Source organism: uncultured Fibrobacter sp., from assembly GCF_946062555.1.
Lineage (GTDB): Bacteria > Fibrobacterota > Fibrobacteria > Fibrobacterales > Fibrobacteraceae > Fibrobacter.
Genome location: NZ_CAMGVQ010000034.1, coordinates 13843 through 39173, shown reverse-complemented (window position 1 = coordinate 39173; position 25331 = coordinate 13843). Strand labels below are relative to the sequence as shown.

The window sequence follows — 25331 nt, the reverse complement described above, 5'->3', positions numbered from 1 at the left end:
TTTTTTCTTCCCGATTCAACCTATATCAGTCGCATTGACGGTGAAAATTCGCGTTCTATATTTAGTGTAAAAACAAAACTTTTCAAGGAGATTCCGGCTCGGAGGCCGGAATGACAATATGAAGGAGATGCCCCCGCTTAGCGACGGGCATGACAGACAGTTACAACAACGAGTTTATTATGGAAGAGACTTTCAAGACCAGAGGCGTTTGCGCCACAACAATTCAGTTTACGCGCGACGGAGATAAAATCCGGAACATCCGCTTTACGGGCGGATGCAACGGCAATCTGAAGGCAATCGCGAAACTCTGCGAAGGTATGAGCGCCGAAGACATCGCGGCAAGACTCTTGGGCAACACCTGTGGCGGGAAGCCCACATCGTGCGCCGACCAGCTGGCCCGCGCCGTCCTCGGGAAAGAAGCGTAATATCTTAAACATTACCGTTTCTTGAATACGAGGATTTCGGCATCGGCACCGTTTTTGCCATATTCGCTCACGAGAATGTAGCGTTCGTCGCAAGCGATTCCGAAGCAGCGGCCTTCGGCGTTTTGCTTTTCGACCTGGTTGCCCCAGTAGCTTGCGTTATCGTCCAGGAGCTTGACGCTGTTGCCGTTGACCTTGTATTCCTGATTGATGAACGAGCCCTGCAGAACAAAGAGGTTGTCAATTTTCGGCATGTCCTTAATACCGAGAGCATTGACTTCTTCAATGAACTTCTGCTTCATGGGCGAGGTGGCGTGCGGAAGTTGGTCCGCGGGGAGGCACCAGCGCTTGAGCGTCGGGAAGTACTTGCGAAGCTCCGCCTTATATTCTTCACGTGTGAGGCTCTTGCCGGTGTTCTTGTTGAATTCATCGACGAACTGCGAGCAGAATTCAACCATCTGTTCCATGTTGAAGTCGCCGGTGAAGGCGCCGTCTTTGTAGCAATAGATGCAGTATTCTTCGTTCTTGCTGCCGTCGGCGTTGGTGCCCAAAATTTCCGGCGTGAGCGGCATTCCGCAGCTCTGACAAAACTTCATTTCCATAAGTTCTCCTTTATTTCTTAATCCTTGACGAACGAGCCGATTTCTACCAAATTGCCTTCGGGATCGGCGATGTAGCAGGTACGTTGCCCCCACGGTTCCGTAGTCGGCGGCATAACGCTTTTTGCTCCTGCGGCAGTGACTTTGGCGTATGCTTTATCGACTTCGGCGAAGTTTGCGACACCCAAAGCAATTTCAAAATGCCCGTTGATGCCTTTGCAATAAGCGAACTTTTGGCTTGTCATTTTTTCAAAATCGGATTTTCGGAACAAAGCGGACCATCGTCGCCATACCATCGACATTTGTCAGTATCGTTTTCCATATCCCTTTCGTGCTTCAGCTGTCCATTTCCGAACAAAATCTGACTTTGCATCGGTATAGGCATCCCGGTTATGCTCATATTGTTTCCAAAGCTGGAGTTTCAATGTTTCATATCCTTTCGCTATGTCAGGATGCTCATTCAGATAGTCGCGAAAATACAGTTCGTCGTCATCTCCGGCGTATCGTAGAAGGATGTGATAAACTTTATCTGCAAATCCCTCTTTTGTATATCCCTTGTTAAGCGAGATTCGGTTTGTTTCGGAGAACATTTTTATAAAACCATTCTGCTCCAAAGTGTGCGCAATTTCTTTCATGTCGGCTTTTTCAGAAATCTCAACCATCACATCAACGATGTTTTTTGCCCATATTCCCTGTATCGCTGTGCTTCCGATATGGCTGATTCGGACGATAGGCTGATTGGATAAAAGTCCAGTCAATGTTTTCTTGATGTCATAGAAGTATTCGTTCCATTTTTTATCGTGCGGAACAAGGAAGATAGGGAACAGTTCCCATAGTTCTTCCAATGTCATTTCAGAGAGTTCTTTTTTCATAGTCAACTAGCGAAGATTTGTATAAAAATTCCCTTTAACCCCAGGCCAGTAGCACCATGCAATAACAGCGGGAATGAGGGACGAGAAACATCGTAACCAAGTAAAATCATTGATACAGATAATACCACCAACCAGAGCGCGAAGGCTATAGAGCACAACAATGGTGATGACTGCCATACGTGTCAAGGGCAAGCGCCGGATGTCGCCGGTAGCCGAGAGTGCGTAAAGTCCAGCCACGCAGAATGCAAAGGCAAGACCGATGGTCAATGCATACAACATCCAAATGTGGCCTGATACCATCTGATGCATGAAGTCTTTAATTCCATAGGCTTCGAATGCCTCGTCTAAAGCGAACAGGCAGGCTATATGACCAATGGCTATAAGGAAGTGGAGCGCTGCTCCGAATCGTAATCTTTTCATGTTTTTTATCGCAGCTCATTGATAGCCTTTTGCAAATTCGCGAGGAATTTCCCGGCGTGTGCCCCGTCCATTTGCGTGTGGTGAAACTGGAACGAAACCGGCAATTCATAGCGGAAAAGACGCTTCCTGTAACGGCCCCAAATCATAAAGGGATTGTTGAAAATGCCGGAATTCATGCCGACAGCGCCATCGATTTCTGTATCGATGATAGCCGATGTACCGATGACCATGCTGTTCTCGGACAGGTCCCAATCCCCGCAACTTTCCGCCACGATTTTTGTATACTTGAGGTAGTCATGATTGAACGTCGCCAAATTTTCGGAATACGGGATGTCGCAAGAGCTGACTTCGCCTTCGTCGTTTTTCACGATTGTATTCACTGCAATCGAATCGTATTGCATGAGTCTGCCGTTTACCGGGAGCATATAAAACTCCTTGATGTTTGTAGCGGCCTTGCCGATGCAATAATCCAAAAGCATGTTGAACTTCAAGCCGCGTTTCTTGCTCACCTTCACGAGTCTTGTGACATTCAATGTTTTGAAAAATGTCACCATCGGATTTGGAGCCTGCATCCAAAACTCAAACGCTTTTGCTCTCGTTGTGCTTTTCGGATCGATTTCTTTTGCCATTTTTTTGCCTTTAAATATGTTCACCGATAACTTCATCCGTTTCGACAGAGTTTCATCACTTTCACGGGGCGCTTGCTGCCGCCATAAAGGTTTTCGCAGTAACGCATTTCGCCAGTTTCGCGTAATCCGCATTTTTCCATCACGCGTCCAGAGGCGGGGTTGTCGATGAAAAAGTCGCTCCAGAGAACATCAATGTGTTTTTCGTTGAAGCAATAGTCTATCATCAACTTCAATGCTTCAGTACAAATTCCTTTGTTCCAATAAGGCTTTGCAATCCAGTAGCCGGTTTCGGCTTCGTTCTCGCCGATGTCGATGTTGCTTTCGCTTTTGAGCAGGTAACCGATACAACCGATGGGTTCTCCCGTTTCTTTCAGCTCGATGGCCCACATGTGATCCCCATTGAAAATAGTGCGGATAATTTGCAGGCTTTCTTCTACGTTCTTGTGCGGTTCCCAACCGGCGCATGGACCCACATCTGGATCGCTAGCGTATTTGAACAAAGCTTCCGCATCGCTTTCGCGCCACGGGCGCAGTAAAAAACTATCTGTTTCCATCATTTAATAACCTGATAACGTAATCTTAAATAAGAGTCTTGTAGTGTTGTGCATTCAATGAGTTTCAAGGCGCTGATTTTGTTGAGTTCTGTTACAGATTGTAGCGAAACTCCGTCAATTAGAGTCGAGGTGTCTTTTCCGCCGATGAGCACCGGTGCTACTACGATATCGATAAAGTCAAATAGCTTTTCTCGTAAAAACAGACTATTGACTGTTCCGCCTGATTGCACGGTCAGCCTATCGCAATCGAATTCGTTTTTCAGGCGATCAAGAGCACTATGCAAGTCCAATTCTTTTTGGAAGATGATGTGCAAGTTTTCTTCATGGAGCGAAAATGCCGGGTGCTTCGGATTGGATGTAATCAGAACAAACGTCTTGGACTTTGCACAGAAATAGCGCACTCCGTGCTTCGTCAGGTGCGTATTGTCCAAAAGAACAAACGATACTGGCGACTTGGCGGGCATTTCCTTTTCGTTGCAGCCCATCTTTTGCTGGACTCGGCCCGTGTTGAATGACCACAAGTCGGTAGTCTGTTCGATTTCGTAATACTGGTGCAGACCTTCTTTTACACCTTCAATATGCGGAAAGTCCTGATCTACGTCCAAAGCATCCGTAGAACCTGTGCTGATTTTTCCGTCAACGGACATCAGCATGAACAATGTGGTGATGGGACGGTTCATTTCTTGTAGGTTTTGAAAAAATGCTGTAAGTGCTTCTCGATAAATTCGAGCGCTTCTTTTTTGCATTTCGGCTGGCGATCGACTTTAGAAATCCAGAGTGCAACTGGCGCAGTAATCTCTGTCGCGAGCATTTCCGGGTCGTCCTTGACGATTATTCCTGCGGCCATCAATGCTTCGAGAATTTTCTGGTACATTTGCAAAAGTCCGCCCACCTGATGCCTTGTGGTGATTTCGGCAAGGCGTTCGCTGCGGAATTGTTCTTGCACCAAGAAAACACGCATCTTCTTGATAATCGGGTCGGTCATCGTAAAGCGGATCCTTTTCATCATTTCGTGGATGAATCCGTCGATATTCTCGGGAATTGTGCCGACTTTCTTCGCGGAGCCGAACGATTCTTCGTAACGCGCTTCAGCGATATCGATTAGCGAATTCAGAATGTCTTCTTTGCCCTTGAAGTGTTTGTAAAGAGACGGTGCCTTGATGCCGACATCCTGTGCGATTTGCTCCACGCTGGTGCCATCGTATCCGTTTTTGGCAAATAGCGTTAGGGCGGTTTCAAGGATTTTTTCTTTTGTGGACATGACGCCTCTCGTTTCGACTTTTATTAGCTAATGTTTATTAGCTAAAATAGCTAACACTTGTTAGCATGTCAAGAGGAAAATATCATCATCGGAGCCGAAACTTTCAGTATCGGCACGAATAACGCAACATGAGCGTCTTTGTCATTTCAAAAACAGCGAAAGTTTGCTAAAGTCAAGAATCGTAATGAACACGAAGAAACTGATAAAGAACGCGGCTGCCACATTCTGAATGACCGTTTGCGTCTTGGTGGAAAGCGGCTTGCCACGCAGTTTCTCGATTCCGAGGAACATGAGCAGGCCTCCGTCGGTAATGGCGAGCGGAAGCAGGTTCATGACGCCCAGGTTTATGCTAATGAGCGCAAGGAGCATCAGGAATTCCTGGAAGCCGCTCATCCACACGTTACCCATCACGGCGACAATGGAGACCGGACCGGAGAACGCGTCGACCTTCACCTGTCCCTGGAACATGCGCTTGAAATAGCGGAAAATACTGGTGGTCATTTTCCAGCTAGTGGCGCAAGTTTTCGTGAAGGCCTCGACCGGTCCGCGGCGCACAATCTTCGTTTCGCGGAAGAGCACGTAGCCCATCTGGATACCGACCATGTAGCGCTTGTATTCCTCGTTGTACACGGGAGTGAGCGAATTGGTAAGCGTATCGCCGTTACGGATAACGGTGATGTTCACGGGTTCGCCCTTGCTACCGTCGATGATGCGCACGACTTCTTCGTAGCGGGAAATATGTTCGCCGTTAATTTCAAAGATGGTATCGCCCACGGCAAGGCCCGCCTTTTCGGCTGCAGAGCCCGCTACAGGAGGCAAGCGTACAATCACGCGGTTGCGCGGGTAAATACCGATATCGCCAATTCCCATCGCAATTTCGGAGCTGGTAGAATCTTGCGCGGGAATCACGAGTTCTTCGGGGACAACCGTAATGATCAACGGTTCGCCGCCGCGGTGCACGGTAAGCGGAACGCTCGCCCCAAGGCTTACGCCGATCTGTTCGCGGAAATCGTCCCAGCCATGAGTAGGCTTGCCATTGATTTCGGTAATGGTATCACCTGGTTCAATACCTGCGGCAAGCGCCGGAGAATCCTTCGCAACAAAGCCCACAATCAAATCGTTCGTTGCCGGTTCTTCGACGCCGACCATATAAAGAACCATCAGCAGGATAAAGGCAAATGCGATATTGATGAACGGGCCCGCAAATGCAATCGACGCGCGAGCGCCCACCGATTTCGCCACAAAATCACGTTCGTCCGGAACCTGCCCGTCCTTTAACGTGTCGGGATTCTCGCCCGCCATGGCCACATAACCGCCAAAGGGGATTGCCGAAATACAATATTCCGTTTCGCCGTGGCGGAACTTGATAAGTTTTTTGCCAAAGCCGATACTGAAAGTGTTCACCTTGACATTATTCCACTTGGCCACCAAAAAATGGCCCAGTTCGTGAATGGTCACGAGAAAACTCAGCCCGATAAGGCCCAGCACAAACATCAATACATTACTGAGAATCGATTCCATCACTATCCAATATAGAAAAGATCCCCACCGTGGTGGCCATGCGCACTAAGCACTAAAGTGCTTAGTGCAGTCCACCCGTTTACACGGGGATGACAAGGCCCTTCGGCATAGTTCGGCAGGCTCACCAACCGAGCTCAGGGACCTTACACAATGCGACTTTAGCGTAGTCTTCTCAAGCCGCGGGGCATCGGGACTTCGGAGCCGTCTTCCTGCAACAGGTAAATGTTATCGAGGCTAATGTAGCCTGTACCGCTGTAGCGGGCGCGCCAAGAGAAGTTCTTGATTTGCTTCGGGTCGAGCTGCGGAATAGTCTTGCCCCAGCCTTCTTGCGACATGTTTTCCCAAATGAGCGTGTCGCGCACCCAGGAGCCGCGAGTATTTTTCAGGCGCACAATAAATTCATCGTAATCCTTGACCTGTTCGCTTGCGATTTGCACTTCGAAGTAGCCATCGGGATTGCTATGGTTCGTGGCGTAGTCGAACACAATACCCACCGAGTTGTGAACTTCTTCAGGAATCACGTAGTAGGCGCCGGCAAAGTTCGGCCAGCCCTGCGTAGGCGGCTGCTCAATCATGAAGTCGTGGCGGATAAAGCCGCCGTGCGGAGGCGCTCCGTTGAAGACCTTCGCGCCGATGGTCGTTGCGTTGTCGCCGTTAGCCACCGGGAACCAGTCGACAGCATCGAGGCCGTTATCGTAATTCTGCATCACGCTGGTGGTGCGGTAGGCACCGCGTATACGGAACGGAATCTTGAACACCGTCGACTTCTTACCAAGACCGGAAATTTTCAGCACAGCCGTCGCCGAGCCCAGCTTAACATTGGCCGGGAAGGGCACCTTGACATGGAAACTTTCAATGGAAGCGTTCCACTTGCCGTCATCGGGAGTAATCACCTTTGAAATACCAAGTTCAGGAATCGAGAGTACACTTCCGATCAGTTGACCATTTTCTTGAACAACCGTTCCAAACAAGTCAAGCGTATCACCTGCAAGGAGCACCTTCTTTTCGAGAGCCGCAGCCAACACCTTGGGTTCCGCGGCAGCCTCGCCCAGAGCCACCTTCGGGTTAATCTGAACAACTGCAAGTCCAAACGGTGGCACCGTAATGTCCTTGCTCTTGCTCGGATTGATGCGGCGACCGCTCGGGCCCATTTTCGGATACGGGTACGCATTCTGCGAAGTGCCCACCCACTTGAACTGGCCTTCGCCAAAGATTTCGACCTGAGTGCGAACCAGATCACCCTTGCCGACTTCGGTCGCGCCACCTGCAGCAGAAACGCTTGCGCGGTCAATCTGTACCACCTGCGGGGTTTCCGACAAGTTCACAATCATCACGCGGGCAGAATCGTCCTTACCGATAGCGTAAGCTTCGATGTCTGCGCTCGTCGATTTTACGGGCAGCACCGCATAGCCATTTTCTAGGAAATCCATGTAGGTCATGTAAATGCCGTAGTATTCCGCCGTCGGCTCCAATGACTTCCAATAATTCCAGGAGCCTTCTTTAAGGAGCGCGGTCATGCTGATAGTACCCCAGCTGTCATCGGGACCTTTGAACAAGTTACCGAAAGCGTCCCACGGGAGCAGCTGCAAACGGTTGCCAAAGCGCATGGCATGCTGAGCAAAAATACTTGCCACGGCGGATGCCTGCGGATAATCCATCAGCAGGCTGTACCCTTGCACGCAGGTGCTGAATTCCGAAAGAAACACGCCGCGTTCGCCTTCAAGGTGGCGATTCATCCACACATTCAGCGTATCCATGTTCGGGCCCACATCGAGCATGGCCTTGAGCATATCGGCAGGCTTCGGTTCGTTGGGCGTCCAGTAGGGGTAATTGTGCAAGTCCACCACGTCGAGGTAACGCTTGCCGTCTTTCTTTTCGGCCTCGCCCACAATGCGCAAGAATTCTTCCATCCAGTACTTGCCATCGAGCAAGCCTGCGCCCTTCTGCTGCATTTTGTGCGTGCTGAACAGCGGGCCGTGCAAAATGATGGTCGAATCCACCGCCTTCATGGCGCGGGCGTATTCCAGGAATCGTGCGGCGTAATGCCTTGCCGAAATCGGACCGGATTCTTCCCATTCGCCGTCGAGTTCGTTGCCGATTTGCCACTGCTTAATGTTGTAGCCTTTTACTTTATTTGCATAACGCACCCAGGCGGCAGCTTCTTTCGAAGTCCCGGTACCCGCATTTACACAGATAACCGCGCGGGCATTCGGGAGCGTCTTGATGTACTTCATGAATTCTTCAAAATCCCACTTGATGTCGGTCCAGTCGGTACGGGCCTTGTCGCCATTGCGGGTAGACATCGCGTAGAACTTGTAGTTGTTACCGCCAAGCAGGTCGGTTTCGCCGCTATAAAGTTTCATTTCGCGAATCTGCACGCCCTTGCTAGGCAAATCCGTCGTCTTGAACCGAATGGCCACGTAGCGGGTGCAGAACTTAGACTTGTACTTGGTGGTCGCACTATTCACCTTGACCACTTTTTCAAGTTTCAGCTTGTTTTCAAGCGCCTGGTGCACGCCCGGATATTCGGCATAGTCTTCGGTCCAGTAGGCAATTTCAAAAGCCTTCGGGCGAAGCGTTCCCCAATCGATTTGCAAGGAATCGACATCGACCTTTTCGGGGAATTCCACCACGACCCAAGGCGGGTCCACCGGGTCCAAAATTTCGCCCCACCACATGGTTTCCATATTGCCGTCGGCCAGGTGACTGCGACGCACAAAGCCGTAGTTGTCCTTGGTGGTGCCGCGATAAATCGTTTCTCCCAAGAAACCACGAGCCCACTTGTTCTCGTCGGCGGTCCAGAGGCCAGTGCTATCGTAGCTACCGATACCATTCCAGTGGTAATCATTCGAAAGAGATCCATTCGGGAATCTAAACAGCGTGTAACCGCCATCGACCAACGCAGACGTCATGTCGTAATAGCGGCTCGGCGGATTCCAAATCGCGAGGTCCGCTGACATCATATTTTCTTTATTGATGACGACACCCGGATGCAAGTCATCGACCTTGATGACATTCTGGGCGGCAAAAGCGACGGAACCAAGAGAAAGCCCCGCTAAAGCGGCAAAAATACAACGATTGGCAAAACGATTTTTCATAGGAACCTCTCGGGGTAAATATAATTCAGATTTCAGAGTTCGGAATTCCGAATGACTTAAAAATAAAGAATGAATAACGAAAAAAGGCGGAACAAAACCCGCCTAACAATTACAACTAATTCAAAACTAGTAACTTAGAACTAGTAACTTTTTACTTGATTCTGTGACCCTTCAGGTTGAAGCGCTTGCCGTTCTTTTCGACATAGAGCATCTGGTCTGCAAAACGGAGCTGCGGGCCCTGTTTCGCGTGAGCCTTGCGAGCGACAGCGGGCTTGATAGAAGTAATTCCAGACATCGCGAAAGAAGGAGCGTAACCGGCATTAATCGCTTCGATAGCGCCAGCGAGGTATGCAAAAGGAGCATTCCAGTTAATAGCCACTTCGTTGGTCGCATAGCTGCAGTTGTTGTCGACATAAGATGTTGCCGCAGCACCCGTTCTATAGTCCTTACATTCCCAGCTTTGAGAGCCGACGTCTTCGCCACCGGGCTGCGGACCACCCACAATCATTCCCGGAACCGGAGCGGCCACCTTGTCAGAAGTACTCGGGCGGTGGTGCGGCTTCATGGCAGACTTTGTACCAAAACCAGTCAAGAAAGACATGTCTAGCGGGTTCTTGCCAAGCAGATAGTCCAGCACCTTAACGGCGGCGTTGTAATACTTTTTTTCGCCAGTCAGGTAATAGGCGTGCAACAACCAAACACCCTGGTTTCCGGCCACGGCATTGGACCCCCACACAAAGTCTTCACTTGCCATCACGACACCAAAACCCTTTTGGGTTCGGTCCGCAAAATCATCGGCCACCTTAAGCAAGCTATCCTTTGCCGCCTGGGCTATACCGCCGAATTCCATAGCATGCGTGGCCTGGCCATAAGTCGCAAGGCCTCCCACATCAGCCCAACTTGGAATTTTTCCAGATGCGCTATCAGGCTTATATGTCGCGTCGCCAGTAGACACGAAGAGTTCCGTGCCGGAAAACATCTTTTCGTCTTCGAGCCAACCATCGGCATAGGACCCCGTAGCCACATCGGACGGATTATTGAACACCTTGTTCGGGTTCTGAACGCCCCAAGCATAGGCCTTCTTGGCAGCCTCCAGGCAAATGCTTGCATAGGACGCGTCGAACGGTTTATAAACGCGTGCCGCCACAGCCATCACCGCCGCAAAGTCAAAAGTCGCCGCCGTCCCCTTACCGATAACATAAAGAGGATCGGAATCCTGAGCAGGCATCACGTCACCCGGGAATCCAAGTGTGGTCAACTTGTGGTAAACACCACCATCGGAAGCCTGCATGGTAAGCATCCAGTCAAGATTCCACTTGATTTCGGCAAGCAGGTCCGGCAGGTTGCCTTCGGCAGGAATATTCCACTTGAGCGTCTTGAAATAATCGGGGAAATGTTCGTAAAGAGAAAGGAGCGTATAGGTGGTGATACCCGAGTTCACGATGTAGCGGCCATAGTCGCCGGCATCGTACCAACCCTTGCTAGAATTGATCGTTCCCGAGGCACCTGTAGAGCTATGGAGCCGGGCAGCCGGGTTCGTATGTCCTGCGGCACGTTTCCACTGACCGGCGTAAGCCTCATCCAAAGCCATGGAGGCTCGCTGATAGTAATACCATTTCAATGAGGCCTTGAGCACGTCCTCGTATATTTTATTGGCAACCTTCAAATCGGAGCGGACAACTTGTCCACCCACCTTGATAGAATATGTTCCGGGAGTTTTCAATTCCGAGAAATCCACCAACTGGACACTTTGACCGCTCGCCTCCCAATAAGAAGCCTCTTTCGGAGTCACGGTCAAAACAGTCTGTCCAGAAGCATCGGCAATTTCAACGTTGCCGTTTCCATCGGTCAGGGCAAATTCCTTGACATCACCCGTACGATAACCGACCTGATTGATATAAGCAGTCGCGGAGAACGCTGCCGTCGAAAGCGAAAGCAGCGCAAGGGTCATGGGAACATACTGTTTTAAGCCAAAATTCAACATCTCGGGTACTCCTTTTTAGTCCATCCATAAATATACCCTATAAAACAACAAAAACGTCCACTTTTGAGACCAAAAGTGGACACAAGTGTACCCATTGTTCTATTTCTTTGCGAATTTAAGGCTTTTTTGCATTCCTGACGGAAATGTTAATTGCCAATAAAGTAATATAAATCAAAAAGTCGCCCCGCTCCGGAGCGACTCAAAATTCTGTTGTACAAGATTACAACTTACTTGATCAGGTCGAGTGTCAGGCGACGGGCTTCGGCGTCGGCTTCGAGCACCTGGTCAAGCGTCAGGTGACCGGTCACGTTCGGGGCGCCGGCCATAATCGTTTCCACATGGCGCGGAATGTCGGTAAACTTGAGGTTACCCTTGAGGAAAGCGTCAACGAGGACTTCGTTCGCGGCATTCATCATCGAAGGCACGATACCGCCACGGCGGCCCGCCTCGAACGCAAGGGCGAGGCAGCGGAACTTGTTGAAGTCCGGTTCGAAGAAGGTCAGTTTCGCGAGCGTCGGCAGGTCGAGACGCTTGGTATCGAGCGGCAGACGGTCGGGCCACGTGAGCGCCACCTGAATCGGGATGCGCATGTCAGGGGCACCGAGCTGTGCCATCAGCGAACCGTCGCGGAACTGCACCAGCGAATGCACCATGGACTGCGGGTGCACCACCACCTTGATCTGATCATACGGAATGTGGAAGAGGAAGTGAGCTTCGAGCACTTCGAGACCCTTGTTCATCATGGAGGCCGAGTCGATGGTAATCTTCTTGCCCATGCTCCACACCGGGTGATTCAAGGCGTCTGCCACGGTGATGTTTTCAAACTTTTCAATCGGCCATTCGCGGAAGGGGCCGCCGGACGCCGTGATTTCGAGGAATTCCACTTCATGTTCGCGCTTGCCGCCTTCGAGGCACTGGAAGATAGCGCTATGTTCAGAATCAATCGGCGTAATGAAGGACTTCGGATTTTCGGCAAGCTTGTCCCAAATGACAGGGCCTGCCATGACCATGGTTTCTTTGTTCGCAAGAGCCACATGCTTGCCATGTTCGATAGCGGTAATGGTCGGGAGGCATCCCACGGCGCCCATCAGCGAGTTGATGATGATATCGGCCTTCGGGTCGGCAGCGAGTTCGCAAAGGCCTTCCATGCCCACGAGCACCTTCATGCCGAGTACACTCTCGAGTTCCTTGGCGGCATTCGGGTCGAACATGCACACGCGTTCCACCTTGTACTTGCGCACGATTTCGGCAACCTTCGCCACGCTGCTGTTTGCGGCAACGGCATAAAGATTGAAGATATCGGAATGCTGGTGAATGACATCTACGCTAGAAGTACCGATAGAACCGGTCGCACCGAGAAGAACTACGTTTTTCATTTTGAAGCCTCTTTTTTATACAGCTAAAAAGATAAAAAGATTCTCTAGTAAAAAAGGAGATCCCCGCCTTCGCGGGGATGACAATCAGGACAAACACAAAAAAAGTTCCTCTAGTGAGGAACCTTTTTGAGAGAGGTTTAAACTTTTTTGACTACAGTCGAACCTTACGTGTCTTGTTACCGACTTTCACAATATACACACCCTTGGCACCGGTATAAACCTTCTGCACGGCACCGAGACCGCGAGTGGTACGAAGCTTGTGGCCAAGGCTGTTGAACACCGTGATTTCTTTGCCCTGGGCACCACCGACCACGATGTAGTTGTCGGAAGACCTGTACACAGAGAATTGGAAATTGTCATGAATTTCAGATGCAATTGCCCACGGGTTTTCAGAACTAGAGGAAACAACTTCGCTGCTGGAAGAAGACTCCGGTTCCGGAGCTGCATTTGCATTGCTCACGACAATCTTGCCTGCATTGGGCACCGCGTCAAAGTAAACATAGCCGCCATCCACCTTGGATTCAAGCATTGCGCCATCCTGCGTCACTTCGACCTTGCTCCAGTCGGTTTTCACCTTGATGGAAAGCGGGTAGTCGTACTTGGAAATGTTGTCTGCAATGCTATGCTTGAGTTCGAAAGCCATGGAGTTTGCAGAGCCGCCGTCCTGCGGTTCAATTTTCGAGGCATTGCGTTCCTTGATGTACATGGCGACATAGCCCATCGGGGCAACCCAAATGTCCTTATCTTTCTGCTGTGCATACTGGAGAGCGCCATCCATTCCATTCGCATCGGTCGGAGAATAGTCTGCAAAGCCATTGGTCTTGCCCTGGAAACCATGCGTGAGGAATGCAACCCAACCGCCTTGTTGAACAGCTTTGTCCATGTTGCCCTTAAAATCGCTGGTTCCCTGATTACCCGTCATGAGCGCAGAGACTGCAGCCCAGTTGCTCGGGCCATCCTTGCCCATGATATCGGGACCGCCCTTCCAGCTTCCGTTACAAATTCTTCCGACAACGTAATTCTGAAGAACCTGGGCGTCACCCGGAGTATCGCAGTTCGGGTAAGCCAGCGTAACGCAACCATATTTCTGCTGAATCTTTTGGCTGATTGTCCCCTTGGACGAAGAAATTTCATTCGCGGGCATCGGCCTTCCATTGGGGTGACTGTCGCTATGGCTTGCGATTTCGTGACCAGCATCGGACAATTTCTGAACACCACTCCAGTTGAGCATTCCATTGTTGCCACCGCCATTGGCCCAATTAGTGACGATATTGAAAGTCGCCTTATAACCGTACTTTTCGAACATGGGAAGAGCGACATCGACATCGCTTTGCGGGCCATCGTCAAAAGTGAAGGAAACCGCTGCCTTGCGGAAACCCGACCAGGTGGCAATTTCTGCATTCTGAGCAAAAACTATGGAAGAGCCCATGGCGATCAGAGCCGCGATAGAAAATTTTTTATAATCCATACTCACGCAATCCTCGTGTTGTTTTTCACCTATAAATATATATAGGGGGGGTAACAATACTCAATAAGAGTGATGGACTATCCGTTGTAAGCAAAAACAACAAATGTAAACGAAGTTAAACAATCTGTTTTCAGACAAACGCCCCAGACCTAGTCCGGGGCAAGCCATTCAAATCCAGCACGACAGCAACGGATTACGCAATCTTCTGGAAAAAATCCATGAGCAGGTAAAGAGCAGGTGCAGCAAGGAAGAAGGAATCGCAGCGGTCGAGCACGCCACCGTGGCCGACAAACAGGTTACCGGAATCCTTGGTACCGCTCCAACGCTTGAGGGCTGACATCAGAAGATCGCCCACCTGGCCCGCAACAGTCACAAGCAGGCCAAGACCAATGGCCTTCGCCCAGTCGACATCCACGTTAAAGCAACCGAGAGCGGCGCTGCACTTTGCCCAATAGGCAATCCACGCGATCGTCGCGACAGAACCCGCTACAGAACCTTCCCAGGTTTTCTTGGGGCTAATGCTCGGCGCAAACAGGTGCCGGCCGAAAAGCCCCTTGCCCGCCGCAAACTTTCCGAAGAAATACGCCACCGTGTCGCAAAGCCATACGCCCGTCATCACCAGGATAAACGGATAGCAATGCTCAAAGCCCCGACCGTTACCCATCATGAGCACGTTCATGCCACCCCAGAAACCCACGTAGAGCGGGGCGCCGAGCTGCATCACAAGCCACGGGAAAAGGTGATCGATTTCCACCTTCGCAAAGGCCACGCCGATATAGATTGCAAAAATCACGAGGAAGGTCATGCCGACCACATAAGGCACGGCTGGCATACCAAAGTAGCTGCCCTTGGAAAGCGCCCATGCGAGCGTCAAAGCCAAGGAAGCTGCAAAAGAAAGGTAACGGGTATCGGGCCCCTTGTACATCTTGGAAGCCATGCCCGCCCATTCCCAGGCGCCCACGCCCGCGATAAAGCACATCAGGCCAATGCGGCTGAAGTCATTAAACCACAGCAAGAAAAATACAATCGGAATGGCGATAAACGCCGTTATCAATCGCTGCGCAAGATTACTCATGCAACACCTTCCCAAAACGTCTTTCTCGAGTCTTGAAGAACTCTACGGCCTTCAAGAATTCCTCCTTGGTAAAGTCGGGCCAAAGCGTGTCCGTTACATAGAATTCGCTGTAGGCGGCCTGCCAAAGCAGATAATTCGAAAGCCTGAACTCTCCACCCGTACGAATCACGAGATCCGGATCGGGCGCTCCCTTTAAATAAAGATTCTTTGCAAATAAACTCTCGTCGATGTCTTCGACCTTGAGCGTACCCGCCGCCACCTGGGCGGCGATTGCCTTGGTGGCATCCACGATTTCCTGACGGCCACCATAAGAGATAGCGAGGTTCAGCTGCATCCCCGTGTTATTCGACGTCTTGTCGATTGCGGACTGGAGACTTGCACGCGGCTTGTCTGGCAAACGGTTCATGTTGCCGATGACCGTAAGCTTCACGTTCTTTTCCATGAGGTCGGGAATTTCCTTGACGACCATCTCGATGAGGAGGTTCATCAGGTAATCCACTTCCTTGGAGGGGCGGCCCCAGTTCTCGGAGCTGAACACGTAAAGCGTCATGTGCTCGAGCTTAAGGTTTACACCCACCTCGACCGCATCGATAGTCGCCTGGGTACCCTTACGGTGTCCCAGGAAACGTTCGAGACCGCGGCTACGGGCCCAACGCCCGTTACCGTCCATAATGATGGCGACATGTCTAAGCTGATTTGCCACGCAAACCCCGGACTACACCTTGAGGATGTCCGCTTCCTTTTCGGCGAGCAGACGGTCGATTTCGGCGATAGCCTTGTCGGTTGCCTTCTGGATTTCGTCCTGCTGCTTCTTGACTTCGTCTTCGGGCATTTCCTTGTTCTTCTTGAGAGAGTCGTTCGCGTCGCGGCGGATGTTGCGGATAGCCACGCGGCCTTCTTCGGCATGCTTGCGGGCAATCTTCGCGAGTTCCTGGCGGCGTTCCGTGGTAAGGATCGGGAGGCTCACGCGGATGCAGTTGCCGTCCTTCATCGGAGTAAGGCCGATGTTTGCAGCGAGGATAGCCTTTTCAATCGGGTCGACCATGGTCTTTTCCCACGGAGAGACCAGCAGCATACGCGGTTCCGGAACAGAAACCTTGGCCACCTGGGAAATCGGGGTCGGAGTGCCGTAGTAATCGATACGCACGTCGTTCAGGATAGCAGGGCTAGCCTGGCCTGCGCGGATCTTGGAAAATTCACGTTCGGTGGCCTCGATGGCCTTGCTCATCTTATCGGAATATTCAGACATATTTCTCTGTTCCTAGTTACGCCCTGCGGGCTAGTTCCTATACTAGATAAAAGTGAATGGTTTTCAGTTATTTCTAGGATAAATATACATAAAAGCCGGACCGGTATTACAATTTCGACCTATTAAAAAAGCAAAAACGCCCCGCAGTTGCAAGGGCGCGAAATTGTAAGTTATTTATAACCTAGCAGTGCACCAGCGTGCCGAGGTCACCGTTGATGGCCGCGCGGGAGAGGTTCCCCTTTTCCATCTTGAACACGAAGATGGGCATGTTGTTTTCCATGCAGAGGGCGACTGCTGCGGTGTCCATGACCTTGAGGCCGCGGGAAATGACTTCCTTGTAGCTGATGTCGTCAAAGCGGGTGGCTGTCGGGTCCTTGACCGGGTCCGCGGTGTAGATGCCGTCGACCTTGGTGGCCTTCATAATCACATCACATTCGCTTTCGATGGCACGGAGGGCGGCACAGCTGTCGGTCGTGAAGAACGGATTGCCCGTACCGGCGGAGAAAATCACGACGGAGCCTGCGGAGAGGAGTTTGAGGGCCTTGCGGCGGTCGAAGAATTCGCAGACCGGTTCCATGCGGATGGCGGACATCACTACGGAGTCGATTCCCTGCTTGTCGAGGGCATCCTGCATGGCGAGGCCGTTCATCACGGTGCCGAGCATGCCCATGGCATCGCCCTGGGCGCGGTTCATGCCTCCTGCAGAAGCAGAAATGCCTCGGACGAGGTTGCCGCCGCCTATTACGAGCGCGACCTGCACGCCCTGCTTGACGATGGAGGCAATTTCAGATGCCATGTCGGAGAGAATCTGGTTATCGATACCGTGGCCCTTTTCGCCTGCGAGGGCTTCGCCACTGAGCTTGAGAAGAATGCGCTTGAATTTGGACATAATTATTAGTAGGAAGTAGGAAGTTAGAAGTAGCCCGTGAAAGGAAACTCTAGTAACATCCTAGGGTTAATGTTTTTATTCATAGGAAATGTAATAAAAAATGGACAAAGAGTTCCACTCGCCGCAAAAAATGTATTTCCATATATGGTGGTTTAAAAAATGGAATGTTTATGAAAAACAAGTTTTTACTTTATGGTCTTATCGCATTAGCGCTCCCGACAACGCTTTTTGCCGATATCGTGTACCAGGGGAAGCGCGTCCAGGAATGGCCCGCCGAGGCGATGCCCACGTTTGACAAATCCCGTGGCGCGCCACAATCTCGCACCCTTATGAAAACGACCGCAGTCACGACCAAGAGCCACTACGCCGCCCCCAAGGGCAAAATCTACAGCCTTACCCTGCTCGTCGATTTTTCGGACAAGCCCGCCCCCGTTACGGTGAGCGAAGTCGAGGAATGGCTCAACAAGGAAGGCTTCAACAGGGACGGTTGCAACGGTTCCGTGCGCGACTATTACCTCGACGTTTCCAACGGGCAGTTGGACCTCACGAACGAAGTCTACGGTTGGTACCGCGCGAAATATCCCAAGTCCTGGTACGAAAGCGAGGAAAGGTTCGAGCCCGACAACAAGTACAAGGGGTCCGATATCCTCATGAAGGAGGTGTTCGATTACTTCGATTCGCAAGTTGACTTTTCGCGCTATGACAACGACAAGGACGGCACTACCGAAGCCATCAACATCGTATACGCCGGCGCCGGGCAAACTTGGGGACAGGGCCTGTGGCCGCATTCCGGATGGTCTGACAACGTTGTAAAGGATGGAGTCCGCCTCACCCACCACCAGATGACGGATATGCCCGGCAAGTTCTCCATTTACGTATTCGTGCATGAATCGGGGCACATGATCTTCGGCTGGCCGGACCTCTACTGGTACGGCGACTACTGCACCATGGGTAACCGTGCGAACGACTGGAACCCCGTAGCCATAAACGATTTCTACCGCGCAGACCAAGGATGGATTCCGTTTGTCGATATCACCAGCGAAGACGTGAACAACATAACCTCCCTCGAAGTCACCAAGCCTGGCGAAGTCTGCTACCGTTACAAGAACCCCGCAAGGCCCGACAAGGAAGGTCTCGTTTGGTCTTACATGCGTAACACGGGCCGTGACAAGGTTCTCGCCGGAAGCGGCCTCTTGATGCAGCATTACGACTTTTCGATTGAAGGAAATTCCTCCGCAGACAAACTCGGACTCCGAATCGTGCATGCCAGCGCTGCAGGAAAATCGAGCGACGCCGTAACCGATCAATGGCCAAGCCCGGGCAGCACCGCCAACACCTTCTTCAATAGCGGAACCTACCCGGAATTTTCAGATGATGCCTACCCCGCTATCCGCTGGTACAACGGATCCAAGACAGGCTTCAAGATTACTGACATCGGCACACCCGGCGAAACGCTCACGTTCTGCATCGGTGAGAACTGCTCCGAGCCCTCGTCCAGCTCGTCGACAGTGGCAAGTTCCAGCAGCGTCGCTGAAATCACCATCCAGAAAATCGCACTTGAGACAACGCTCCCAATAAGTGACAGCTATGCGCCCGTAACACTCGACCTGAACGGCAGCGAAGTCGCAAGCATCCTCGGCATCAAACGCACCGAAATTGAAGACAAAGTAGAGTTCTACGGAGTAGAACCCGACGGAAGCCTCAACAGCAACACCACCGGCGAGGGCACCGGGCATTGGTTCGACAAAGACGGCAAAATCACGACCTGGGATCCGAACGGCACGAGCATCGTATTCTCCAACGTAGACCTTTCGACCATGACCACAAAAATCGGCCACATGCCGAACAAGGTCAAAGGCGGCGAAAGCTTCACCGTAAGGCAGGCCCTCGTTTATGGGAGCAAGCAGGTCACCTTCGAAATCACGGTAACGATAAACGAAAAAGGGACCACTAAAATCATCTCGAATTTAGGGAACGCCAAGCACGGCAAGCCCGGAAGCCAAATCTTTAACGCCCTCGGCAAACCCGTCGGCACCCGAAACGCAGCCGGTGAACTCCCCAATCTGCCCAAGGGCGTGTATGTCGAAGTGGCGAAGTAAGGTATTTAAATTCCCTTCACAGCCCACAAAGGAACATTCACCATCCATTCTTGTTTGCGATATGGCGACATAGATGTGCGAATCGCCGTAGAAGGTTTGAACTTATCCACAAAAAAGCGGAGGCTCTTGGCTTTCAGATTTTCTTCTGCCTTGACCTCAATGGGAACGACATTCCCCTTCTTCTGGATCAAGAAATCAACCTCGTACGTTGATTTTTCGGAGGCATAATAGAACGGAGTATACGGCTTCTCGGCAAGCAATTCCTGCAACACATACTGTTCCGTCAAGGCTCCTTTAAATTCGGTAAAAATCTTATTTCCGTTCAGAACCGATGACACATCCAGTTCGCTTTTTGCAGCAAGCAAACCGACATCAAGCATATATATTTTAAAGAAATCCAATTCCGCATAAGCCTTCAAAGGCACCCCAGGTTTGGAAACCATATTTACCTTATGCACAAGCCCGCAATCCAAAAGCCACTGTATCGCGATTTCAAAATCTTTTGAGCGAGCCCCCTTCTTAATTTGTCCAAAGAAAAACTTTCGATTTTCCTTTGCCAACTGCAATGGTAGAGAATTCCAAACCATACGGATTCTTGGCAATTCCCTCGGGTCCACGTGTTTACCGAAATCCCCCTCGTACTGATTCAAGATTGAATTCTGGATTTCACGGCAAGCATTGTAATCTTGATTCTCCCGGAACGAATTCACGACTTCAGGCATTCCCCCAACAATGTAATACTGTTTAAGGCGCTCCCTGTACAAGTCCGCAAACTCGTTTACCTCCGCATTTTCAGGGTTGTCAATATATGCGGCCAGACGCTCATCGCCAAGCGCTATCAGAAACTCAGAAAAACTCATCGGATGGAGCCACAACTCGTTGACCTTGCCCACCGGGAAAGAAATTCCCTCGTGAATTGCAACCCCCAAAAGCGAGCCCGCAACCACAACCGCATATTCGGGACAATCCTCACAAAAATACTTCAGTGATTCAAGCACCTTCGGCGCAGACTGAATCTCGTCAAAAATCAGCAAAGTCTTTTCAGGAACAATCTTGACACGCAATTCAATTTCCAAAGCGTTCAAGATGCGACGGACGTCGTAATCCGGCTCGAAAATCTTCGCAATCTTGCTGTTGTTATAAAGACTGACATAGACGCAATCTTCAAAATGCGTCTTGCCGAATTCCTTCATTGCCCATGTTTTGCCCGTCTGACGAGCCCCCCAGAGAACAAGAGGTTTCCTGTTTTTTGAGTCCTTCCACTGGACCATTTTTTCGATTATAGACCTAAACATGTTATCAATATAGAATTTTTGCAAACAATGAGCACTTTTTCTTCGGAAAAAGTGTAACAAAGGCACAAAATTTCGTCACAACTTCAAAATCAAACGTTTTCTTCCGTTCGCCCCCAATTTTAGGTTAATAAAAATTTACTTGCCTTTGTTTTTTTTTGTTTACATTTGCTGATTGGAAAGTAAAAAAGGAGGCTCTTGTGAGCTATAAACCCGAAAATGACCCTACCTCTCCAGAAGCCGTTAAAATGTGTGAACAAGCTGCCGATTCATGCATTTCTGCACCCAAGCAATTTCTCTTGACGCTTGATGTTGAAAGAGATAAGCTATCGACAGAAGATTGCGATTCCGTATTGGAAAAATTCAATTTTTCTAGGGATTTCAATAATGAAAAACTTCCAGAAAGCACCTACCTTGGCACAATTCCCGAATTTGAAGACACTAGCAACCTATTCGACAAGATAATACACGCCCTTCAAGAAAAAGGTGAGAGCGCCGTTACAATCAGTGTATGCGGCGGATTTGTCGAAAACTTCAATCAAAAACACTCTTAATCAATCCAACGGTTTCATATGCAAAATTCTTTTTCTCTTTGGGTTATCGCCACAGCTCTAATTCTCTGGGGTTGTAGTAGTGACAGCGGCTCCAATGCAGACGGCACACAAACAGTACAATCATTATCCGATTTAGGAGAATGCACTACATCTAAAGAAGGTTCCGTTGCCTGGATCGAAAGCGAGAACAAGGGTTACATCTGTTCCATGGGCAACTGGGTATATGATGCCCAAATTATCAATCCCAGTATTGGGGATGCATCAACACAGTTGGGAACTATAACAGATGCACGCGATGGCCAGCAATACAAGACTGTGGAATTTGATGGTGTAACTTGGCTCGCTCAAAATTTAAATTATGCAATTGAGAACTTGAATTATGTGACTGTTGGTGGTGTTGCCGATTCTGGAGTAGGAAGCCAATGCGTACTAAACAGCCCTCATTACTGCAATATTAGCGGGAGAATTTATAGCTGGGATGCAGCAAAAAATGTCTGTCCAGAAGGTTGGCGCTTACCATCAAATGACGATTTTATGTTATTGTTATCAACGGTTAGCGACAATGTTGTTAGTGGTGATGGTTATTCAGAAATTCGTGATGCTGAAAAGCTTAGATCTCAAGTAGTTCCACATTGGAATGGTACGGATGATTATGGATTTTCTGCAATCCCAGACAACTCACTTAGCACTGCTTTTTTTAGTTCAAGTGTGCATCAAGCTGACGACGAACTGCATCAACTGTATCCCGATTTGATGGTTTTGTCTTATTTTTATGTTGTAGCCGACGGCAACGCAGCAGGATTTCGATCGTTTGATCTCGTCAGTAACTCCCCTGCGTGGCACGTCCGTTGCATAAAGAACTAATCCTTCCACAACAACATTCATATCAAAGGTTCTGCGGCAACGCAGGGCCTTTTTCATAGGGCAACGCACACCTTTGTCAACTCCTAGTTGCAAAATGAACAGCTCGCAACCAAACCTCTTGCTTTTCACAACCGCATTAGATATATTTATAGAATAGCAGTCAATCCCGCTGACAGCGTATTCGATGGACGCCATTGGCGTCTCTGTCTGCGTCTCAGTCATGGCATTAAGCAAGCTTAATACCGCGACACTCGACTTGACACGATTCGGGCGGGAAGTTCCACTATCTGCTTGAGGTCGTCGCCCTTCGCAAGCCTTGACACGCTTGAAATCGCGACAGTTGCCCTGAGGGGAACCGGCCCCTTGGCTATCAACGTAGAGCACCGTCTGCCACAAAACGCGGACGTAAAAAATCAGTCGTTCAACTGGTTTGCAAATGGCCAAAGCCCTCTGGGGCCGGCTGTTGATGGTGCTCTGCGAAAACACAATCCATTCCTTGTGCACCTCTCCGCCCTTGGTTGTTTGCAGGCCACAACCGTTAAACAACCCATAGGAGATTCCCGTACCGGGAATGTTAATATGAACCGTACACAACATTTGGCCATGCTCGAGGCCATGAGAATCGACAGCAAGAACCTGCTCAAGTACCAGCAGATTTACAAGTTCGCCTACCTCTTGTGCGACGGCGTTTTCAAGATCGTATTCGCCGAAGAAAAAGGACATTCGCTCCTGATTTCGCTTTTGAACGCCATGCTCGACCTGCAGGACGGCGACGCCATCAAGAGTATTTCGCTTGAGATGCAGGAATACCCCGGCATCTTCACCAAGAAGGACTGCATCCTAGTCTTCTTTCGTGAAGTTTTAACGCAACTAAAGTTGCGAAACTTCATCGAAAAAGACATCCTTCGACTATCAAACGGCAAAGCCGTTCTCCCGTGCTAAAGCACGGAGTCTCAGGAGACATCATCAGTACCACGAACGCAGGCGAAAAGGTCCTGGTCGAAGTCCAGCAGAAGAAGGACAAGTTCTTCAAGGACCGCGTGCAGTATTACCTCTCCCGCATTATCGAGAACCAGGTCCACACGAGCGAAAAGTACGAGCTCCCCCGCCTCTATTTCCTCGGGCTCCTTGATTTCGAGATGTTCCCGGAAGAACCCGCCGAGTACATCCATCATGTAGACGAAACGTGCCACGGCAAGAAGTTCCTCCCCAAGATCCAGAAGGTCTTCGTGGAAATCGACAAGTTCTTTGAGCTCGAAAACGCCGGAACCACCAAGGACGACAACTCCGATGCCGCCCAGTGGCTCCGCGCTATCAAGGCGATTGTCAAGGAAGAAAGTGCGCCTGAAAAGATTCTGCAGAACGAGACCTTCCAGAAGTTGATGGATTCCGTAAAATTGATTAACTTTGCAGAAGAGCTTTTTAATGTCGAGGTTAAGAACATGACGGACTTGCAGGCAGAACACGAAGAAGGACTTGCGGAAGGCCGTGAACTCGGTTTTGCCGAGGGTAAGGCAGAAGGCTACGCTGATGGAAAGACCGAAGGGTTTGCCGAGGGTAAGGCTGAAGGCTATGCTGACGGCAAGACCGAAGGCTTTGCCGCAGGTGAAAAAGCCGAACGAGCCAAAGCCGACAAGGAAAAGCGCGATATAGCAAAGGGCTTGCGTGAAGACGGCGTCCCTATGGACGTTATTATCCGCAGGACAGGTTTTTCTAAAGAAGAAATTGAAAGCCTGTAACCTGCATTCAATTTCACTTACATTCTAATACTACTACAAGCCGGCCTCGCGAGAGACCGGCTTTTTTGCCTCATATCATTCTACACATTTTTGCAGGCACAATCTTCGTTAAACACCTGAACATCGTATTTCCACGAGATAGCCTTGCGACAACACGGAGCCAGCAGAGAATCATCATCCTTCAAGAAATATGCATGACGTTTACAGCACATGGCAGCCAAATGCGTGCAATACCGCGCCGTATCCCGCGTGTGGTGCTTCATGTGAAAACACGAAACCACAAGCATCCGGTCTTCGGCCATCGCATTCCATAACGGACCGCTATAGGAATTCGGAAGCGAACATCCACGGAGCCAAACCGCAAACGCCCCATTTTCTAGCGCGACATTCAAAATTCGCTGTTCCGCCTTAGAATGGAACGTTCCTACAAGGCACCGATGCCTTTCTCCCATTTCTGTAGCCCATTGCACAAGGCGACTATCATCTGTATCAAAATGCCGCGACGCGAACACGCTGATTTTCACTTCGGACCCGCGCCAGAGACGCACGTTCCCTTCGCAATTAACACCTAAAAGTTTTATTTTATTCACAACACAAGCTCCTTATGCCATATATCAATGAACATGGATTCTACTTCATCTTGAAATTCTTCATTAAAAACTTCTACGCAACCGAGCGACTTATAAAAAGAAACAGCCGTTTCGAGTGGATGAATAATCAGCAAGCGAACCCCGGCAATTGAAGATTCTCGAATCATTTGAAGTAACTTTTTAAAGGCAAGAGATCCAAGGCCTTGACCTTGACAATCTTTTCGAACACCAAAAGCAAGCAGCGTAACAGAGGGAAAATCCTCATTATACCCCGTATTTCGCAAATCGGCAGATTTGTTTTCATACGAGCCAAAAGAAAAACCAGAATTTGCAATACTAGCGAGAGCAAGGACATCATCTGGGTTTTCATTTTCCACTAATTTATAAGTTTTTGAAAAACGATCTTCCCCTTCATTAGGAACCACATTGCAAAAGAATGTATCCAAAGAGACCGGATCATCGTCCCTTGTCGGGTCAAATGGAGGGAAACAGAAATGCCCCCGAGAGGCAATAGCCAAAACATCTTCCTTTGTACAAGGAAGTTACGAAAAATCATCAGATTGAAGCATTCGCTTATTTATCGTCAGGCTTGTCTATAATCGGGCGATTAACCACAGGGACTTTTATTTCGCCCCTAAGGTACTTCAAGACCCTTTCAACCTGCGACGGCGGCACCACAACGGGCTTACAATTAGGGAATCTTGCCGGTTTGCAACGAATAGCCATAGCCTTATCCTTATTCTGAAGGTGAATATATTAACTCTGGAGCTGGCACT

25 protein-coding genes and 1 pseudogene are annotated in these 25331 nt (G+C 49.9%); 6 read left to right on the top strand and 20 right to left on the bottom strand.

Features of this window, described 5'->3' with window-relative positions:
• Window positions 1-179: 179 nt before the first annotated feature.
• Entirely contained in the window at window positions 180-425 is a 246-nt protein-coding gene (locus Q0P86_RS10725) for a TIGR03905 family TSCPD domain-containing protein (RefSeq protein WP_366941294.1), read from the top strand.
• A gap of 11 nt (window positions 426-436) precedes the next feature.
• Here the strand turns inward: Q0P86_RS10725 and Q0P86_RS10720 are convergent, their stop codons facing one another.
• From Q0P86_RS10720 to pyrH, 17 genes and pseudogenes are all read right to left on the bottom strand, one after another.
• On the bottom strand, window positions 437-1024 hold the full coding sequence (locus tag Q0P86_RS10720) for a zinc ribbon domain-containing protein (RefSeq protein WP_294984156.1): 588 nt from the start codon (window positions 1022-1024) through the stop codon (window positions 437-439).
• Window positions 1025-1041: 17 nt separating this feature from the next.
• Window positions 1042-1293 (bottom strand): annotated as a pseudogene (locus Q0P86_RS10715) (VOC family protein); the annotation flags it as partial.
• Between the two features lie 33 nt (window positions 1294-1326).
• Window positions 1327-1893 carry a GrpB family protein gene (locus tag Q0P86_RS10710; RefSeq protein WP_291025529.1) on the bottom strand — a complete coding sequence of 189 codons (567 nt, stop codon included), beginning with the start codon at window positions 1891-1893 and terminating at the stop codon, window positions 1327-1329.
• A gap of 6 nt (window positions 1894-1899) precedes the next feature.
• A complete protein-coding gene (locus Q0P86_RS10705; protein ID WP_295039357.1) occupies window positions 1900-2313 on the bottom strand; it encodes a hypothetical protein in 414 nt (137 codons plus the stop codon).
• Window positions 2314-2318: 5 nt separating this feature from the next.
• A complete protein-coding gene (locus Q0P86_RS10700; protein WP_291025532.1) occupies window positions 2319-2942 on the bottom strand; it encodes a CatA-like O-acetyltransferase, family 2 in 624 nt (207 codons plus the stop codon).
• 32 nt (window positions 2943-2974) lie between these two features.
• On the bottom strand, window positions 2975-3499 hold the full coding sequence (locus Q0P86_RS10695) for a GNAT family N-acetyltransferase (protein ID WP_295039356.1): 525 nt from the start codon (window positions 3497-3499) through the stop codon (window positions 2975-2977).
• Window positions 3496-4176, bottom strand: a complete 681-nt coding sequence (locus Q0P86_RS10690) for a dihydrofolate reductase family protein (protein ID WP_295039354.1) — start codon at window positions 4174-4176, stop codon at window positions 3496-3498. The genes Q0P86_RS10695 and Q0P86_RS10690 overlap by 4 nt, the downstream gene beginning before the upstream one ends.
• Window positions 4173-4757, bottom strand: coding sequence for a TetR/AcrR family transcriptional regulator (locus Q0P86_RS10685; RefSeq protein WP_290996308.1), 585 nt, complete (start codon window positions 4755-4757; stop codon window positions 4173-4175). The genes Q0P86_RS10690 and Q0P86_RS10685 overlap by 4 nt, the downstream gene beginning before the upstream one ends.
• Window positions 4758-4898: 141 nt before the next feature.
• Window positions 4899-6278, bottom strand: coding sequence for an RIP metalloprotease RseP (gene rseP / locus Q0P86_RS10680; RefSeq protein ID WP_295039353.1), 1380 nt, complete (start codon window positions 6276-6278; stop codon window positions 4899-4901).
• A gap of 158 nt (window positions 6279-6436) precedes the next feature.
• On the bottom strand, window positions 6437-9376 hold the full coding sequence (locus Q0P86_RS10675) for a glycoside hydrolase family 44 protein (protein ID WP_295039351.1): 2940 nt from the start codon (window positions 9374-9376) through the stop codon (window positions 6437-6439).
• Window positions 9377-9527: 151 nt separating this feature from the next.
• Complete coding sequence (locus Q0P86_RS10670; protein WP_295039349.1) at window positions 9528-11360, bottom strand: glycoside hydrolase family 9 protein; 1833 nt, start codon at window positions 11358-11360, stop codon at window positions 9528-9530.
• A 227-nt stretch (window positions 11361-11587) separates the two neighbouring features.
• The gene (gene dxr / locus Q0P86_RS10665) at window positions 11588-12736 is read right to left on the bottom strand and encodes a 1-deoxy-D-xylulose-5-phosphate reductoisomerase (RefSeq protein WP_290996301.1); all 1149 of its coding nucleotides are present in this window, start codon (window positions 12734-12736) and stop codon (window positions 11588-11590) included.
• Between the two features lie 151 nt (window positions 12737-12887).
• Window positions 12888-14204: a polysaccharide deacetylase family protein gene (locus Q0P86_RS10660; protein WP_295039347.1), complete on the bottom strand. Its 1317-nt coding sequence runs from the start codon at window positions 14202-14204 to the stop codon at window positions 12888-12890.
• A 193-nt stretch (window positions 14205-14397) separates the two neighbouring features.
• Window positions 14398-15279 carry a phosphatidate cytidylyltransferase gene (locus tag Q0P86_RS10655; RefSeq protein ID WP_295039346.1) on the bottom strand — a complete coding sequence of 294 codons (882 nt, stop codon included), beginning with the start codon at window positions 15277-15279 and terminating at the stop codon, window positions 14398-14400.
• Entirely contained in the window at window positions 15272-15982 is a 711-nt protein-coding gene (locus Q0P86_RS10650) for an isoprenyl transferase (protein WP_290996297.1), read from the bottom strand. Before Q0P86_RS10650 ends, Q0P86_RS10655 begins: the two co-directional genes overlap by 8 nt.
• A 12-nt stretch (window positions 15983-15994) precedes the next feature.
• Entirely contained in the window at window positions 15995-16528 is a 534-nt protein-coding gene (gene frr / locus Q0P86_RS10645; protein ID WP_072979980.1) for a ribosome recycling factor, read from the bottom strand.
• A gap of 181 nt (window positions 16529-16709) precedes the next feature.
• Window positions 16710-17417 carry a UMP kinase gene (pyrH, locus tag Q0P86_RS10640; RefSeq protein ID WP_290996295.1) on the bottom strand — a complete coding sequence of 236 codons (708 nt, stop codon included), beginning with the start codon at window positions 17415-17417 and terminating at the stop codon, window positions 16710-16712.
• 170 nt (window positions 17418-17587) lie between these two features.
• On the opposite strand from pyrH, the gene Q0P86_RS10635 reads away from it, so the two are divergent.
• The gene (locus Q0P86_RS10635; RefSeq protein ID WP_295039343.1) at window positions 17588-19516 is read left to right on the top strand and encodes a M6 family metalloprotease domain-containing protein; all 1929 of its coding nucleotides are present in this window, start codon (window positions 17588-17590) and stop codon (window positions 19514-19516) included.
• A 5-nt stretch (window positions 19517-19521) separates the two neighbouring features.
• Here Q0P86_RS10635 and Q0P86_RS10630 read toward each other — a convergent pair whose 3' ends face one another.
• Window positions 19522-20811, bottom strand: coding sequence for an AAA family ATPase (locus Q0P86_RS10630; protein ID WP_295039341.1), 1290 nt, complete (start codon window positions 20809-20811; stop codon window positions 19522-19524).
• A gap of 197 nt (window positions 20812-21008) precedes the next feature.
• On the opposite strand from Q0P86_RS10630, the gene Q0P86_RS10625 reads away from it, so the two are divergent.
• From Q0P86_RS10625 to Q0P86_RS10610, 4 genes are all read left to right on the top strand, one after another.
• Complete coding sequence (locus tag Q0P86_RS10625; protein ID WP_295039339.1) at window positions 21009-21362, top strand: hypothetical protein; 354 nt, start codon at window positions 21009-21011, stop codon at window positions 21360-21362.
• An 18-nt stretch (window positions 21363-21380) separates the two neighbouring features.
• The gene (locus Q0P86_RS10620; protein WP_295039337.1) at window positions 21381-22226 is read left to right on the top strand and encodes an FISUMP domain-containing protein; all 846 of its coding nucleotides are present in this window, start codon (window positions 21381-21383) and stop codon (window positions 22224-22226) included.
• Between the two features lie 579 nt (window positions 22227-22805).
• Window positions 22806-23168 carry a PD-(D/E)XK nuclease family transposase gene (locus Q0P86_RS10615; RefSeq protein WP_295039335.1) on the top strand — a complete coding sequence of 121 codons (363 nt, stop codon included), beginning with the start codon at window positions 22806-22808 and terminating at the stop codon, window positions 23166-23168.
• Entirely contained in the window at window positions 23162-23965 is an 804-nt protein-coding gene (locus tag Q0P86_RS10610) for a PD-(D/E)XK nuclease family transposase (RefSeq protein WP_295039333.1), read from the top strand. The genes Q0P86_RS10615 and Q0P86_RS10610 overlap by 7 nt, the downstream gene beginning before the upstream one ends.
• A gap of 80 nt (window positions 23966-24045) precedes the next feature.
• Here the strand turns inward: Q0P86_RS10610 and Q0P86_RS10605 are convergent, their stop codons facing one another.
• Together Q0P86_RS10605 and Q0P86_RS10600 are read right to left on the bottom strand one after the other, a co-directional pair.
• On the bottom strand, window positions 24046-24555 hold the full coding sequence (locus tag Q0P86_RS10605; protein WP_295039331.1) for a hypothetical protein: 510 nt from the start codon (window positions 24553-24555) through the stop codon (window positions 24046-24048).
• Window positions 24552-25073: a GNAT family N-acetyltransferase gene (locus tag Q0P86_RS10600; RefSeq protein WP_295039329.1), complete on the bottom strand. Its 522-nt coding sequence runs from the start codon at window positions 25071-25073 to the stop codon at window positions 24552-24554. Before Q0P86_RS10600 ends, Q0P86_RS10605 begins: the two co-directional genes overlap by 4 nt.
• Window positions 25074-25331 lie beyond the last annotated feature (258 nt).

Excerpts from the sequence above, each read along its gene's own strand:
- Q0P86_RS10725 (WP_366941294.1), top strand. The coding sequence starts at position 180 with ATGGAAGAGACTTTCAAGACCAGAGGCGTTTGCGCCACAACAATTCAG.
- Q0P86_RS10720 (WP_294984156.1), bottom strand. The coding sequence starts at position 1,024 with ATGGAAATGAAGTTTTGTCAGAGCTGCGGAATGCCGCTCACGCCGGAA.
- Q0P86_RS10710 (WP_291025529.1), bottom strand. The coding sequence starts at position 1,893 with ATGAAAAAAGAACTCTCTGAAATGACATTGGAAGAACTATGGGAACTG.
- Q0P86_RS10705 (WP_295039357.1), bottom strand. The coding sequence starts at position 2,313 with ATGAAAAGATTACGATTCGGAGCAGCGCTCCACTTCCTTATAGCCATT.
- Q0P86_RS10700 (WP_291025532.1), bottom strand. The coding sequence starts at position 2,942 with ATGGCAAAAGAAATCGATCCGAAAAGCACAACGAGAGCAAAAGCGTTT.
- Q0P86_RS10695 (WP_295039356.1), bottom strand. The coding sequence starts at position 3,499 with ATGATGGAAACAGATAGTTTTTTACTGCGCCCGTGGCGCGAAAGCGAT.
- Q0P86_RS10690 (WP_295039354.1), bottom strand. The coding sequence starts at position 4,176 with ATGAACCGTCCCATCACCACATTGTTCATGCTGATGTCCGTTGACGGA.
- Q0P86_RS10685 (WP_290996308.1), bottom strand. The coding sequence starts at position 4,757 with ATGTCCACAAAAGAAAAAATCCTTGAAACCGCCCTAACGCTATTTGCC.
- rseP (WP_295039353.1), bottom strand. The coding sequence starts at position 6,278 with ATGGAATCGATTCTCAGTAATGTATTGATGTTTGTGCTGGGCCTTATC.
- Q0P86_RS10675 (WP_295039351.1), bottom strand. The coding sequence starts at position 9,376 with ATGAAAAATCGTTTTGCCAATCGTTGTATTTTTGCCGCTTTAGCGGGG.
- Q0P86_RS10670 (WP_295039349.1), bottom strand. The coding sequence starts at position 11,360 with ATGTTGAATTTTGGCTTAAAACAGTATGTTCCCATGACCCTTGCGCTG.
- dxr (WP_290996301.1), bottom strand. The coding sequence starts at position 12,736 with ATGAAAAACGTAGTTCTTCTCGGTGCGACCGGTTCTATCGGTACTTCT.
- Q0P86_RS10660 (WP_295039347.1), bottom strand. The coding sequence starts at position 14,204 with ATGGATTATAAAAAATTTTCTATCGCGGCTCTGATCGCCATGGGCTCT.
- Q0P86_RS10655 (WP_295039346.1), bottom strand. The coding sequence starts at position 15,279 with ATGAGTAATCTTGCGCAGCGATTGATAACGGCGTTTATCGCCATTCCG.
- frr (WP_072979980.1), bottom strand. The coding sequence starts at position 16,528 with ATGTCTGAATATTCCGATAAGATGAGCAAGGCCATCGAGGCCACCGAA.
- pyrH (WP_290996295.1), bottom strand. The coding sequence starts at position 17,417 with ATGTCCAAATTCAAGCGCATTCTTCTCAAGCTCAGTGGCGAAGCCCTC.
- Q0P86_RS10635 (WP_295039343.1), top strand. The coding sequence starts at position 17,588 with ATGAAAAACAAGTTTTTACTTTATGGTCTTATCGCATTAGCGCTCCCG.
- Q0P86_RS10630 (WP_295039341.1), bottom strand. The coding sequence starts at position 20,811 with ATGTTTAGGTCTATAATCGAAAAAATGGTCCAGTGGAAGGACTCAAAA.
- Q0P86_RS10620 (WP_295039337.1), top strand. The coding sequence starts at position 21,381 with ATGCAAAATTCTTTTTCTCTTTGGGTTATCGCCACAGCTCTAATTCTC.
- Q0P86_RS10615 (WP_295039335.1), top strand. The coding sequence starts at position 22,806 with ATGAACCGTACACAACATTTGGCCATGCTCGAGGCCATGAGAATCGAC.